This is a genomic window from Lacrimispora sinapis (assembly GCF_043633585.1).
GTDB lineage: Bacteria > Bacillota > Clostridia > Lachnospirales > Lachnospiraceae > Lacrimispora > Lacrimispora sinapis.
In genome coordinates, this window is the sequence record NZ_CP141832.1 from 81,139 (window position 1) to 95,260 (window position 14,122).

Here is a 14,122-nt window from a genome sequence, read left to right on the forward strand (position 1 = left end):
ATGAAATTAGAAAAAAACTGGTTCTATTATTTTTGTATCGCTTTATCTGTGGCTGGAATTGCCTATATCCTGATCTGCGGCGTATCCAATCCGGGAGGAAGTCAGAACTATCCCTATGTGAGGAAAGGGCTGATGATCCTTGTCTTTTTCCTGGTCTGGATCGGTGTGCATTTCTTTGCGCTGCTTTGTGCCAGACTGGATTTGGCTTCCAGGCTTTTAAAAAGAAGAAACCTTTCCTTGGGGCTGGAGGGTGTTTATGTAATACTCATTCTGGGAGCGGCATTTGCACTTCGGTATGCGGTGATCGTTCAGTTCCCCATGGAGCCGGCATCGGATTACAAAACCTATTATGAAATTGCAGAAATGCTGAAAAACGGGACGCTTCAGGAGAAGGGAGAGGGGTACTGCAATTACATTGCCATGTTTCCTCATATCATAGGCTATTGTTACATTTTAAAAAATGTGTTTGTACTGTTTGGTACAAGTGTATGGAACGGCCAGATGGCCAATGTCCTGTTTTCGGTGGGAACGGTATTTGTTATTTACCGGATCGGCAGGAAGCTGGGAGGAAAGCTGGCGGGAGTGATTGCCTTGACGGCAGCCGCATTCTGGCCGTCTCAGATTTTTTACGGGACCATGCTGGCGGCAGAGTTTTCCTTTACGTTTTTTCTTTATTTATCCCTTTTGCTTTTTCTGCACCTTGCAATGGATTATGATGCGGCAACGAGGCATGCGGTGTGGGGAGTGCTTCTTCATATCCTTTTGGGCTTTCTGATTGCGGTAACGTCTGCCATCCGTCCCATGGCCCTGATTCTTCTCATTGCAATCATACTCTGCCTGTCGCCTCAGAACATGAAGCTGCCGAATATACCCAAAAACAGCATCTCAATCTGGGTTCGGTTTATGGCAAAGGGCTGGTTAAGAAGCGTTCTCATCCTGGTTTCCTATTGGATTCTTTCCAGTGTTATTACCACGAATATTGAACTGACCATCAATAAAAGCCTTCCCTCCCTCAGCGAATCCTTTGGCTACAATCTGCTGGTAGGGTTAAATGAGGAATCAAGGGGAGGCTGGAACGAAGAGGATTCCAAATTTTTATATGCAAACCTGGACATCACCAAATCTCCCATACAGGCTCAGATTGCCTGCCGGGACCGGGCCATGAAACGGCTCACTTCCGACCCCAGGGCACTCTTTGATCTGTTTGTCAACAAATATGAATTGCTTTGGGAAAATGATGATTATGGTGTGACCTGGAATCTGGCATTTTTAAAAGAACAGAACCAACTGACTCCCAAGCGGGCGGGTATTCTGACAGCGGCTCAGGAAACGAATCATATGGTATATATGATAACAATTTTGTTTACCTTAATGACGCTGGTTTATTTGCTGCAGCGAAAAGCCTCCTACTTATACGTGCCCATTCTGCTTTATCTTGGTACCGCAGCCATGCATCTGTTCGTGGAAAGCCAAAACAGATACCACTATCACGTGCTTCCGGTCTTCATGATCGCAGCTTCCGTTGGTATCGGATATATTTTTGAAAATGCCATCGTCTTTGTGAAATCCGCGGATCTGCAAAGAAAGGAAAAGGAACGGCAGAAGCATCAGGAAGAAACGGTGTTGAAGCAGTTCGAGGAAGAGGAACGCAAGGCCATAAAAACCCGTTATAAGAACATGACCAATGCGTTTGACATGGATTCTGCAATCAAAAACGGCAATGTAATCGTGACGGTTTCTGCCAAATATATGAAAGAGACAGCACATCCAGACAAAGAAGATCAAAAAGACATAATATTTCAGGAAATGAGAGACAGTGAACGGACTGAGTTATTCAACAAAATAGAGCAGTTAGAGAAACAAAATAAGAAATTGACAACCGAATGTAAAGCATTAAGAGAAGAATTGGAGCTGGAAAAATCCAAGCACAGCAATTGGAGAAAAGAAAAATGAAACCAGTAATTCCTTTATCAAAGCTAGAAAAAATATTGATTATCATTCTCGTTATATTGGCTGCCGTTACCATAGCCGGAGGTATGCTTCTTTTGTTGTATACTCCTGATGATGAGGACCTGCCCGGTCAAAGCAGTGGAAAGAAGGCCGATTGGAGTCAGGAGGAGCAAATGGCACAAGAGGTTTCTCTTGATGACATCACAAGCGTTCTCCCGGAACATTGTGATTTAAACCAGAAGATACCGGATGTTTCCTTTGAGGATGAGAATGGAAAAGAAGTATCGGTAAGGGCGTTTGAAGGGAAGGTAACGGTCCTGACCTTTTGGGCGAGCTGGTGTCCGGACTGCCAGAAAGAGCTTTCTCTCCTGAATCAATTTCTTGACAGGGCCAAAGGATATGGTGAAATCAATTATGTTCTCATCAACAAGCTGGATAATTTAAAGGAAACAAAAGAGAAAGCCACACAATATTTATCCAAACAGGAAATCCCTATAAACACCTATTATGACAATGGTCTGGCTGCTTATAAAAAACTGGGACTGCACAACATTCCCACCACCATATTTCTCGATGAGCAGGGAATCATCAGGGCCTGGAGTTCCAGACAGATCACAGAAGCCTCCGTGTTTGAAGGGTTTTTAAAGGATGCGGTGGAAGGAAGCGCAGCGGTAACCTGCGAATTCGTCACCAGCCACATGATGGATTCCAAAGGCGGCATCCATACGATATACGACACCTCCAGAGAAAAGACAGAGGCAAGTGACGTTCTTTGTGAAACCCAGGGAGCCATGCTTGAATATGCGGTATTAAAAAACGACCGGGAATTATTTGATAAAATATACCATTATGTAAACTCCGTCATGAAAACCCACGGTCTCACCGCCTGGAAAGTCACTGAAAATAAGCCTTCTCCGGTGAATTCCCTTCTGGATGATTTGCGGATCATCAAAGCCTTAATGGCCGCAAACCGTTTATGGGGCGGATATGATGAAGCCATTAACGATTATAAAAAAGAGTTACTTCGATATGGAGTTTCCAATGGATCTTATGTAGATTTTTATGACAGCAAATTCAAAAAAAATGGAAACCGTTTTACTCTCTGCTATGGAGATTTAAAGACAATGAAAGAATTATCCATTCAGGAGGAACGGCTGAAAGAACCTTATGAGAAAGCAAAAAAACTGATTACGGAAGGTAAAATAAGTGATGAATTTCCTCTGTATTACAGCTGGTATAACTACAAGACCAAAGCATATGAAAAAGACGATATCAACATGGCGGAAGCGATGGTCACGCTTCTTCATCTGGCGGAAGCGGATCAGTTGGAGGAGGATACCATAGCCTGGTTAAAGAAAGAAATGGACCAGGAAGGAGTCAAAGCCCGTTACTCCGTGGAAGGGAAAGTGATAGATGGCTATCATTATGATTCCACCGCGGTTTATGCCCTGATTGCCATGATTGCAGAACGGATCGGAGACAGGGATTTACAGGGAAAGGCTCTTAAAAAGATGGAAAAGATGAGAATTGTAAATACCTCTTATGTCTATCACGGAGCGTTTGGACTGGAAGACGGCACGGGCATCACTTCTTTTGATCAGGTGATGGCAATGCTGGCTTACGAATATACCAATTAACCCCTTTTTGAATACAAATTTCTGAAAAACCAATGAGGTGCTTGACGATGAAACATATAATGGTGGTATTTGGGACAAGGCCGGAAGCCATAAAAATGTGTCCGCTTGTGAAAGAATTAAAAACAAGAAAGAATGTCCGGATAAGTGTCTGTGTGACCGGTCAGCACCGGACCATGCTGGATCAGGTACTGGAGGTATTTGACGTGGCTCCGGATCATGATCTTTGTATTATGAAGGAAAATCAGACCCTGTTTGAGATTACAATAAATATTTTAAACGCAATCAGACAAATCCTTCAAAATGAACGGCCGGATATGGTATTGGTCCACGGCGATACGACCACAACCTTTGCCACGGCCCTGGCCTGCTTTTACTTACAGATTCCCATTGGCCATGTGGAGGCGGGACTGAGAACCTATAAGATTCATTCCCCTTATCCCGAAGAATTTAACCGGCAGGCCGTCGGTATCATAGCAAAGTATCATTTTGCCCCCACGGAGCAGGCAAGACAAAATCTGCTCAAAGAAGGGAAACCGGCAGATCAAATCTATGTGACCGGAAATACGGCAATAGACGCATTAAAGACAACCATTCAAAAGGATTATTATCATAAGGAGTTAGACTGGGCATCGGGAAGCCGGCTGATCCTGCTGACCGCCCATCGGAGAGAAAACATGGGAACTCCCATGCAGCAAATGTTTTGTGCCATCAAACGGATTATTGCGGAGACTCCGGATGTAAAAGTCATTTATCCCATCCATTTAAATCCCCTGGTCCGGCAGATTGCTTATGCTGTTTTTAACGGGGAGGAGCGAATCCATATCATAGAGCCTTTGGATGTGCTTGATTTCCATAATTTCCTTGCAAGGTCTTACCTGGTACTAACGGACAGCGGAGGTATTCAGGAGGAAGCTCCAAGCCTTGGAAAGCCTGTCCTTGTCATGCGGGACACAACGGAGCGGCCGGAAGGAATTGCAGCCGGTACCCTGCGTCTTGTGGGAACAGAAGAGGAAAATATCTACTTGTCTGTTAAAAAGCTATTAAGTAATAATGAGGAATACGATCAAATGTCCCAAGCCAGCAATCCTTACGGAGATGGATTTGCCAGTAAACGGATTGCAGATATATTAATGGGGGATGGAGAGTAAAGCCACACCCCATTCGTATCCGATCGCCGAATTATATCTCAGGTCAATATAATAACAACTTTGATTTAATAACCAATGAGTTTGTTATTTTGTCGATTTTTCATCAATTTCCATACATTATAAACTCCACACCTTTTATTTGAAAATAATTAAAATAATAATTGACGCTTCAGCTATTTGATGCTATGGTAATACAAACAAAGACGTTTTGGCAGCAGCCAGAGCGTTTTTTTTTACCCATTCATGAATGAACTCATTAATAGAAAATGGAAATATAATGATATTATTAATTGCCGGAGGTGTAACATGAGTCCCTTAATCTGGATTATTGACGAAGAATGGCCGGACTATGAAGAAGAGAAGAGAATTCTTGCCGAGAGATACCCGCAAGCAGATATCCGGTTTTCCGGATATGATTTTGAGCATGATTTAAATGCGTTTGGTTATCAGGCAGATCTTATTTTGACTCAGATTTATACGTCTATAACCGCTGAAACCATAAACAAACTGGAACGGTGCAAAGGAATTGCTGTGTATGGAGGCGGATATGACCGTGTGGACATAAAGGCCGCAAAGGAAAAAGGAATTAAAGTCACCAATGTACAGGGGTACTGCGCTGAGGATATTGCAGACTATATCATAGCCGCCATGTACACATTCAACAAATGTCTGACTGAATACAAGGAATCCTTAAAAGATGGAAAGTGGGGAGCGCAGGCGATTTTAAAGATCGCCCCCAGAATCTCCGAAACCACTCTTTTTATCATTGGATGCGGAACAATCGGAAGAACGATTGCGGAACGGGTGCAATTACTTGGAGTCAGGGTGACCGGCTATGATCCGTTTCTTACGAAAGAGCAGTTGGAAGCTTCTTTCATCCAGCCGGTCAGCATGGAAGAAGGGTTAAAGACCGCGGATTATGTCAGCATGAATGTAAAATACACCCAAGAGACAAAACATCTGTTGAAAAAAGAACATTTTGAGTTGATGAAACCAACGGCTTACTTTATCAATACGTCGAGAGGAGGCACCGTTGCAGAACAGGATTTGATTGAGGCAGTAAGAGAAAAGAAAATAGCAGGCGCCTGCCTGGATGTAATCACCAACGAGCCGCCAACAGTATCAGAGACCATATTATCGGTGGAAAATATCATTGTAACACCCCACATCTCTTATTTATCTACACAATCCTACGCGGATTTAAAGCGGAGGACCGTAGAAAACGGGTTATGTATGTATGAGGGGAAAGAACCTGCTGATTGGGTAAACCCTTAATCATAAATCACAGACAAAACAGCATGCACAAGGAGGAAAAGGATGAAAAAATTTCTGGCATTATTTTTCGCACTCACAATGACAACCGCTCTTTTAGGAGGATGCGGCAGCAAATCCACAGAAGCACCGGACAGTCAGGCAGAAACAACAAAAACCGAAGAAACAACAAAAACCGCTGAAACCACCAAGCAGCCGGCAGCAGAAGGTGATCTGGCGTTCTATGAAGGCAATACCATCATCGGTCAGTCTTCCTGGATTGGATTTGCACCGATGTATCTGGCAGAGCAGAAAGGATTTTTCAAAAATCACGGTGCTGACGTATCCATTCAGCTATTTGAAAGCAAAACAGACAGTAAAAGTGCACTGATGGCAAAGAGGATTCAGGGTATGTCAACAACCATAGATACCCATGTTTTAAACAAGGCCAGCGGAATGGATATTTCCGTCGTATTAGCACTTGATACCTCCGCAGGCGGAGATGGTCTGATTGCAAAGTCTGATTTAAAAGATGTAAAATCCCTGGCAGGCCATACCGTTGCACTGGATACTACCGGCGGTGCTTCCTACTTCTGGTTCCAGTATCTCCTGCAGAAAGAAGGAATGACGCTGGACGATGTTCAGGCAGTGAATATGAGTTCCGGTGATGCGGGAGCGGCTTTTATTGCAGGGGAAGTGGATGCAGCCGTAACCTGGGAACCATGGCTTTCAAAAGCAAAAGAGACAGAAGGTGACTCCGTCATGATTGATAGTTCTGCCACACCAGGCATTATTTTAGATGCTTTGGCTATGGATAATGATTTTATTAAATCTTATCCCGGAACGGTAAGGGCGATTGTAAGCGGATGGTATGATGCCCTTGACTACATAAAGAGCAATCCTGAGGATGCTTATAAAATTATGGCAGAATATACGGGAAATGACAGCGGTGACAGTCTGAAGGCCGCTATGGAATCCGAGATCGAATTATACGATGAAGCAAAAAATCTCTCCTATTTTGAGACAGATATCTATACGATTGCGGATATGGCCTCAGAATTGTGGATTGATATGGGACTGATCAATGAGGTGCCGGATTCCAAGAAAATGATTACAGGCGATTATCTGGAGCGGTTAAAATAAGGAACAGGCGTAAAACATCATTCATCATGGAATGTTTAGGAAGGAATCAAGGGAAGTCATGAAAGAAATGAAAATGGGACTTTTAAAGAAATTATCCGATTCGTTTACCCCCAAAGGGACAATCAGTAAAAACGCATATGTGACATTGTCAGCCTTTGCATTTCTTTTGATCTTTTTGCTGTGGGGAATTGCATCGTATGTTATAAAGGTAGATCAAATGTTTTTGCCTACCCCCGTCAAGACTGTTGCCACCGCCTTTACCATGTTTACAAAAGGGGGATTTTTACTGGATATACAAATGTCCGTACAAAGAGTTTTGATTGGTTTTTTGATCTCTTCGGTGGTAGGAATCCCTTTGGGGATTTTGATTGGAACCTATGCTCCCTGCTCCGCATTCTGGGAACCCATGTTTTCTTTTATCCGATATTTACCGGCATCTGCCTTTATTCAGCTGTTTATCTTGTGGATTGGAATTGGAGAGGAAGCCAAGGTTGCTATTATTATAGTAGGGAGTTTTGCACAGATTATTCTTATGGTAGCCAATAATGTCCGCAATGTCAGCGGAGAATTGATTGAGGTGTCCTATACCCTGGGAGTTTCCAAGCTGGAAGTTCTGTGGAAAATCATTCTTCCAAAATGTCTGCCCGATGTGATCGACACCCTGCGTGTGGTGTTAGGCTGGGCATGGACCTATATCATTGTTGCTGAAATGGTAGGTGCCTCGAAAGGAATCGGATTTATGATTTCACAGGCAGGCAGACAATTTTGGGTGGATAAGATATTTGTAGGAATCATATCAATCGGATTCATTGGATTGTTCTTAGATATGCTGGGATTATATTTAAAAAAGTTATTATTTCCATGGAATGAATCTTAAGAAAGGAGCTAGTGGTATGGATAAGGATCTGGAAAATCATGGATTGAACATCATTGATATTGAGAAGGTTTATCATACAAAGAACGGTGATGTCCATGCACTTTCAAAAACAAACCTACATGTACACCGAAAAGAATTTGTGGCACTCCTTGGGACTTCCGGCTGTGGAAAATCAACCCTGCTCCGCATGATCGGAGGCTTGACCGAGCAGACCAGCGGAACGATCATATACGATAACCGGGAACTGACCAAACCCAGCGCAGAGGTGGGAATGGTGTTTCAAAAGTATACCCTGTTTCCGTGGCTCAGCGTAGAGAAAAACATTGGGTTTGGGCTGAAACAAAAGAAAGAAAAGACCAATGCAGAGATTCATGAGATTGTAAACCAATATGTTGATTTGGTGGGATTGAGAGGATTTGAAAAGCTCTATCCAAAGTCTTTGTCTGGTGGGATGCAGCAGAGAGTTGCCATTGCAAGGGCACTGGCAAATGATCCAAGTATTCTGCTGTTGGATGAACCATTTGGAGCATTGGACACCACAACCAGGGAAATCATGCAGGAATTGCTGCTGGATGTGTGGCAGAAGTCACCAAAGACTATCGTTATGGTAACGCATGATGTGGAAGAAGCGGTCTTTTTAGCCGATCGGGTGGTGGTCATGTCCGCCCGTCCCGGCAGAGTACGTGAAATAATAGACATTGATTTAGACAGACCACGGGATTATCGGGTAAAATCCTCCCAGAAGTTTATTGAATATAAAATGAGAGCGTTTGAACTGATCCGGGAAGAAAGCATGAAGCTGATGAAAGAGGGGATCTGATCATCGGAGTGAAGGAAAATTTTCATATAGAAATTTGTATGGTACAATACTGTATGTATGATTAAGGAAAACGAAAAGAGGACCCCCTATGGAGAGAACAGAATACTCAAACATTGAAGAGCTGTTTCATGCGATGGCCAAGGCCGCAAGCGAATCAGAGACCTATAAAAAGCTGGCATTTTATCTTGAAAAAGAATATCGGAAAATCATCTTTATGACGGCTGAGGAGGTTGCTAAAAACTGCGGTGTGAGCCAGGGAAGTGTCTCCAGATTCTGCATGGTAATGGGATTTAAAGGCTACAGTGATTTTTATAAACATCTCCAAAAGATGGTGACAGAGGAATTGACGGCCCCTCAACGCTACCACTATACCAAATCGGGCAAAAAAAAGGTGGATGACATTCTGCTGAAAGAGGCAGGCAACATGCGGGAGCTGACCTCCATTTTAGGGGGGAGGCTTTATGAGAAGATGGTGGATGACATTGTAAAAGCAGAAAAGATATTCCTTGTTTCAGCCAGAATGTCTGCAACCTTACTGCCCTATATGAAATATTTGCTGGATAAGTTAAGGGATCAGGTGGAGATCGTGACACCGGATTCCAATGGCTGGAATCGTTTTTATCTGGAGAACCGGGAGCAAACATTGATTATTTCCACCTGCTTTCCAAGGTACTCCAAAGCACTGGTGGAAAAATTAGTGGAACTGAAGAGGGAAGGCTTTTCTATATATGCCTTGACCGACCGAAGAGTATCGCCCACCATACAGGCGGAGATCCCCTCCATTGTTGTACCCATTACAACCACCTCCATTTTTGATTTATACAGCACCCCCATGGCTTTTATTAATCTGACCCTGCGGGATGTGTCAAAGAAGATTCCTGATTTGGATAAAAGACTGGAAATGATCGAGAATTACGACAATAAGTACGGCGTGTTTTACCGTTAGAGGACGAAACCGAGTTTTGCTTGGAATAAGGATGAAAAAAACTGTAGATAGGATCAGGGATTTACAGTGTTTTTCTATATCCTGCCATGAATGAAAACATTCACATTTTATAAAAGGAGAATGAAACCAATAAAAAAGAAACCCATGAATAACATAAATATTGATCGCTTAATAAAAAACGTACAAACATTAGGAACCATTGGTGAAAATCCGGAAGGAGGCATTGACCGGGCCTTGGGAAGCGAAGCGGATTTACTTGCCAGGAAGTGGCTGATGGAGTACTGGAAAGAAGTGTTTCACCGGGAAACAATTGTGGATGGCATTGCAAATATGTGGCTCCATGTGGAAAACGGCGGAAATAAAAAGGCCATTGTTCTCGGCTCTCACCACGATGCGGTTCCAAACGGAGGAAAGTACGACGGTGCTCTCGGGGTCCTGATGGCAACGGAGGTTGCAGAGACGATTGCAGAGCAAAAGATCACACTAAAGCATCCTCTGATGATCGTTTCCTTTACCGGAGAGGAGCCCAACCCTTACGGCATCTCCACCCTTGGCAGCAAAGCCCTGGCAGGAAGGATAAAAAAAGACCAGCTCATGAATTATTCCCATAGAGATACAACAGAAAATCTGGTGGAAGGGATTCAAAGACTTGGAGGCGGCCTTGAAAAGTGGGGGGAGATACCGGGCAAAGAGGAAATCGGGGCATATCTTGAGTGCCATATCGAACAGGGAAACCGGCTGGTGAAGATGGATTTACCGGTCGCCTGTGTTTCTGCCATTACAGGAATCTACCGGGAGCAGATAACCGTAACCGGTGAGGCAAACCATGCAGGGACCACCATGATGGACAGCCGAAAGGATGCCTTGCTGGGTGCATGTGAGGCAGCACTTGCAATGGAAGCTATCTTGCTGGAATTACAGGATAAAGACATCGTGGGAACCATTGGCTATATCAAAAACCTGCCAAATGAAGCCAATATCATTCCTGATCACACTGAAATGATTCTGGATGTAAGGATATCCAATGAAGAAAAAAAGATAAAGCTGCAGCATCAGATCAATGAAAGAATGAAAGAAATAGAGTCCCGAAGAGGAGTAAAAATACATAGGAGCATTATCTTAAACCAGCCCGCACAGCCTATGAGTGATGTGGTGATTCGTGCGGTCAGCCGGGGAATCGAGCAGACAGGATTCCCTCCGGTGCAGCTGGTCAGCATGGCGGGACATGATGCTTCCAATGTTGCAGTCATAGCGGACAGCGGAATGATATTTGTCAGAAGCATTGACGGAAAAAGCCATTGCAAAGAAGAGTATTCCACTCCGGGAGACATTGAAGCATGTGCCAATGCAATGCTGCAGGCAGTACTGATTTTAGATGAGGAGATGGCTGAATGAAATTGTTTAAAGCTGAAATTGTTCATTATAATGGAGCATTTTACCGGGATTACGGGATATTGGTGGAGTCAGATACCATCAAAGCCGTTGAACCTGTATCAAACCTGCAGGCACAGTACAAAGATCAGATTGATGAAATTATAGAATGGAAAGACCAGGTGATTGTTTCCGGAACGGTAAATGTTCATAACCACAGCTTTCAAAGTCTCCTTCGGGGAATTGCAGCAGACCGGCCGTTTTTAGAATGGAGAGATGAATCTCTTTATAAGTTCTCTAAGGGGATGACATTGGAGGACATCTATCATGGAGCCTTATTTGCTTTTGCCGAGATGATGAAGCGTGGAGTCACCACAGTATGTGATTTCTTTTATTTACACAATTTTGGAACGGAAAGTGATGAAGCGGTCATACAGGCGGCAAAAGACGTTGGAATCCGGCTGGTTCTCGCCAGGACCATGTATGACTGGGAGGGTGCACCAAAGGGATATGTGGAGACAATTGATGAGGCGGTCACCCATACCAGAGATCTGTTTTACAAATACAAGGAAGATGACATGGTAAACATTGTTCCGGCTCCCCACAGCCTCCATGCGGCAACCCCCAAGATGATTATAGCAGGTCACAGCCTGGCAAAGGAATTGGGAACAAAATTTCACATCCATGTTGCAGAGGAACCCTTTGAGGTGGAAGAATGCAGGCTGGCACACAATGGGATGACTGTGATTGAATATCTGGATTCCATAGAAGTGGTGGATGAGCATATGATGATCGTCCATGGTGTTTATCTAAAAGAAGAAGAAATAAAACTTCTTGGAGCCAAAGGTGCCTCTCTGGCCTATTGTCCTTCCAGCAACATGTTTTTAGCCGATGGAATCACCAACATTCCGGCTATGATGGAAGCAGGAGTTACCATCGGCCTCGGCTCTGACGGTGCATGCAGCAATAACCGGATCAGTGTATTCGAGGAGATGCGGATGGTATCCATTCTCCAAAAGGCAAGTACCTGCAATGCCATGTGTGTGAATTATCACCAAAGCTTTGACATGGGGACCGTCAACGGAGGGAAAATTCTGGATCTGCCGATTGGTGAAATCAAAGAAGGGAAAAAAGCAGATTTTGTATCCATTGACTTAAACGATTTTTCCATGCAGCCAATGAATGAACAACTGGAACAGATGCTTCCAAACATTGTTTATTCCATGGAACCAACGGCCATAAAGCATGTGGTAGTCAATGGAGATTTCACCGTATCCCATGGTAGGCTGGCAAAACAAAAAGAAGAAGATGTGATCAAAGGCGTAAAAGATACCATGAGCCGTTTTTATCAATGAAAGGAGTCCTAGGATGCAGCTGACAAAAAAAGAACAGGATATGCTGGATGGGAAAATGGGAGCAGGCACCCAATTAGCCATGAAAATACTGGTGGCGGTGGGAGAGTCCTTTGATGCTCCTTACATGGTGCCTGTTACAAGGACCCATGTGGCATTAAGCAATCAGGAGGCAGACTTATGGTTTGCGGAAAAGCTGGTCAATTTGGGGGCAAAATGTGCGGTGCCCCCTACGGTAAACCCCAGCTTTCACTTAGAACAATTCAAAGAGATTACAACCATTTCTCCAATGGATGAAGAAATTGTAAAAAGGACCCATGCGGCTTATACCAAACTGGGTGCCATTATGACATATGACTGTACCCCTTATTTAGAGCATAATGTTCCAAGATTTGGAGAAGTGATTTCCTTCTCCGAATCCAGTGCCACACCCTTTGTCAACTCGGTTTATGGGGCAAGAAGCAACCGGGAAGCGGCCCAAAGTGCACTCTGTTCCGCCATTACAGGTGTGACCCCGTATTATGGCTACCTGCTTGATGAAAACCGGAAAGGAGAAGTGCTGGTACGGGTGGAAGCAGATTTAAACAGTGATTTCGATTACCAGATGCTTGGATATGTGGTGCCGAAATTTACCGGATTTAAGATTCCTGTTTTTACCGGCATTCATAATCCTTCCAAAGAAGCCCTGATGAATCTTGGTGCACAGTTAAATACCGGAGGAAATGTTGCCATATACCACATCGTGGGATTTACCCCAGAAGCACCAACGGCAGAAGCCGCATTTCATGGAGAAGTTCCAAAGGAAGAAGTAGTGATCACAAACAAAGATCTGGAACAGATGAGAGAAGATTTGACCGATGCCGGCGGTAAGATAGATTTTGCATTGTTTGGCTGTCCTCACCTGACCATTCATCAGATTACAAAAGTGGCTGAAATTGTAGAAGGAAACAAATTGGCAGTCCCCCTTTTCATTATGTGCAGCGCGTCCACCAGGAATTTAGCAACCCAGATGGGGCTGCGTGAGACCATAGAAAAGGCAGGCGGTCATTTAATGGCAGATACCTGCATGGACCAGCCAAGCTGGCATTTCCTTTACGGAAAAAAGGGAGTGACGGATTCCCCCAAATGTGCCTATTATACCAAACGCCGTGACATGCAGTTTGTCATAGCCAGTCTGGAAGATTCCGTAAAAGCAGCTTTGAAAGGAGAAATCTGATGCAGGAGTTTAAATGCCATAAAATATCGGAAGGAATTGTGACGGGTGAAGTTTTAATATCAAAGGATGATTTCTGTTTCTATCTGGTGGACCCGAAAACGGGTGTGGTGATTGAGAAACAGCATTGCCTTTATGGTCAGTGCATTGCAAATAAAATTTTGGTTTTCCCTAACGGAAAAGGAAGCTCTGTGGTTCAGGCAGATGGTATGTATCAGTTAAAGATGACAGGAATGGAACCAAAGGGAATGATTATTAAAAATCCAGATACCACTCTGGTAGCAAGCGCAATTATTATGGAAGCTCCTCTTGTGGATAAAGCAGAAGCGGCATTCTATGAAACCATAAAAGACGGAGATATCATCACCCTAAATGCTACCGAGGGACGGATCACATGGGAAGGAGAACGCTGAG

12 protein-coding genes are annotated in these 14,122 nt (G+C 43.9%); all 12 read left to right on the top strand.

The annotated features are described in order from the left end of the window. The 12 genes from VIG27_RS00395 (at window position 1) to VIG27_RS00450 (ending at window position 14,121) form a co-directional block, all read left to right on the top strand. A complete protein-coding gene (locus VIG27_RS00395; protein ID WP_394524247.1) occupies window positions 1–1,953 on the top strand; it encodes a glycosyltransferase family 39 protein in 1,953 nt (650 codons plus the stop codon). Next, window positions 1,950–3,587 (top strand): glycosyl hydrolase family 8, encoded by a 1,638-nt coding sequence (locus VIG27_RS00400; protein ID WP_394524250.1) that lies wholly within the window; start codon window positions 1,950–1,952, stop codon window positions 3,585–3,587. Before VIG27_RS00395 ends, VIG27_RS00400 begins: the two co-directional genes overlap by 4 nt. Window positions 3,588–3,634: 47 nt before the next feature. Then, a complete protein-coding gene (gene wecB, locus VIG27_RS00405) occupies window positions 3,635–4,735 on the top strand; it encodes a non-hydrolyzing UDP-N-acetylglucosamine 2-epimerase (protein WP_394524253.1) in 1,101 nt (366 codons plus the stop codon). 306 nt (window positions 4,736–5,041) lie between these two features. Next, window positions 5,042–6,010, top strand: coding sequence for a C-terminal binding protein (locus tag VIG27_RS00410; RefSeq protein ID WP_394524255.1), 969 nt, complete (start codon window positions 5,042–5,044; stop codon window positions 6,008–6,010). A 42-nt stretch (window positions 6,011–6,052) separates the two neighbouring features. Then, the gene (locus tag VIG27_RS00415) at window positions 6,053–7,129 is read left to right on the top strand and encodes an ABC transporter substrate-binding protein (protein WP_394524257.1); all 1,077 of its coding nucleotides are present in this window, start codon (window positions 6,053–6,055) and stop codon (window positions 7,127–7,129) included. A 58-nt stretch (window positions 7,130–7,187) separates the two neighbouring features. Beyond that, a complete protein-coding gene (locus VIG27_RS00420) occupies window positions 7,188–8,006 on the top strand; it encodes an ABC transporter permease (RefSeq protein WP_394524260.1) in 819 nt (272 codons plus the stop codon). A gap of 16 nt (window positions 8,007–8,022) precedes the next feature. Next, window positions 8,023–8,826, top strand: a complete 804-nt coding sequence (locus VIG27_RS00425) for an ABC transporter ATP-binding protein (RefSeq protein WP_394524262.1) — start codon at window positions 8,023–8,025, stop codon at window positions 8,824–8,826. 88 nt (window positions 8,827–8,914) lie between these two features. Beyond that, window positions 8,915–9,772, top strand: a complete 858-nt coding sequence (locus tag VIG27_RS00430) for a MurR/RpiR family transcriptional regulator (RefSeq protein ID WP_394524264.1) — start codon at window positions 8,915–8,917, stop codon at window positions 9,770–9,772. A 120-nt stretch (window positions 9,773–9,892) separates the two neighbouring features. Next, window positions 9,893–11,167 carry a hydantoinase/carbamoylase family amidase gene (locus tag VIG27_RS00435; RefSeq protein WP_394524267.1) on the top strand — a complete coding sequence of 425 codons (1,275 nt, stop codon included), beginning with the start codon at window positions 9,893–9,895 and terminating at the stop codon, window positions 11,165–11,167. Next, window positions 11,164–12,498 carry an amidohydrolase family protein gene (locus VIG27_RS00440; protein WP_394524270.1) on the top strand — a complete coding sequence of 445 codons (1,335 nt, stop codon included), beginning with the start codon at window positions 11,164–11,166 and terminating at the stop codon, window positions 12,496–12,498. Before VIG27_RS00435 ends, VIG27_RS00440 begins: the two co-directional genes overlap by 4 nt. Before the next feature lie 13 nt (window positions 12,499–12,511). Continuing rightward, window positions 12,512–13,711, top strand: a complete 1,200-nt coding sequence (locus VIG27_RS00445) for an aconitase X catalytic domain-containing protein (RefSeq protein ID WP_394524273.1) — start codon at window positions 12,512–12,514, stop codon at window positions 13,709–13,711. Beyond that, on the top strand, window positions 13,711–14,121 hold the full coding sequence (locus VIG27_RS00450; protein ID WP_394524278.1) for an aconitase X swivel domain-containing protein: 411 nt from the start codon (window positions 13,711–13,713) through the stop codon (window positions 14,119–14,121). The genes VIG27_RS00445 and VIG27_RS00450 overlap by 1 nt, the downstream gene beginning before the upstream one ends. Window position 14,122 lies beyond the last annotated feature (1 nt).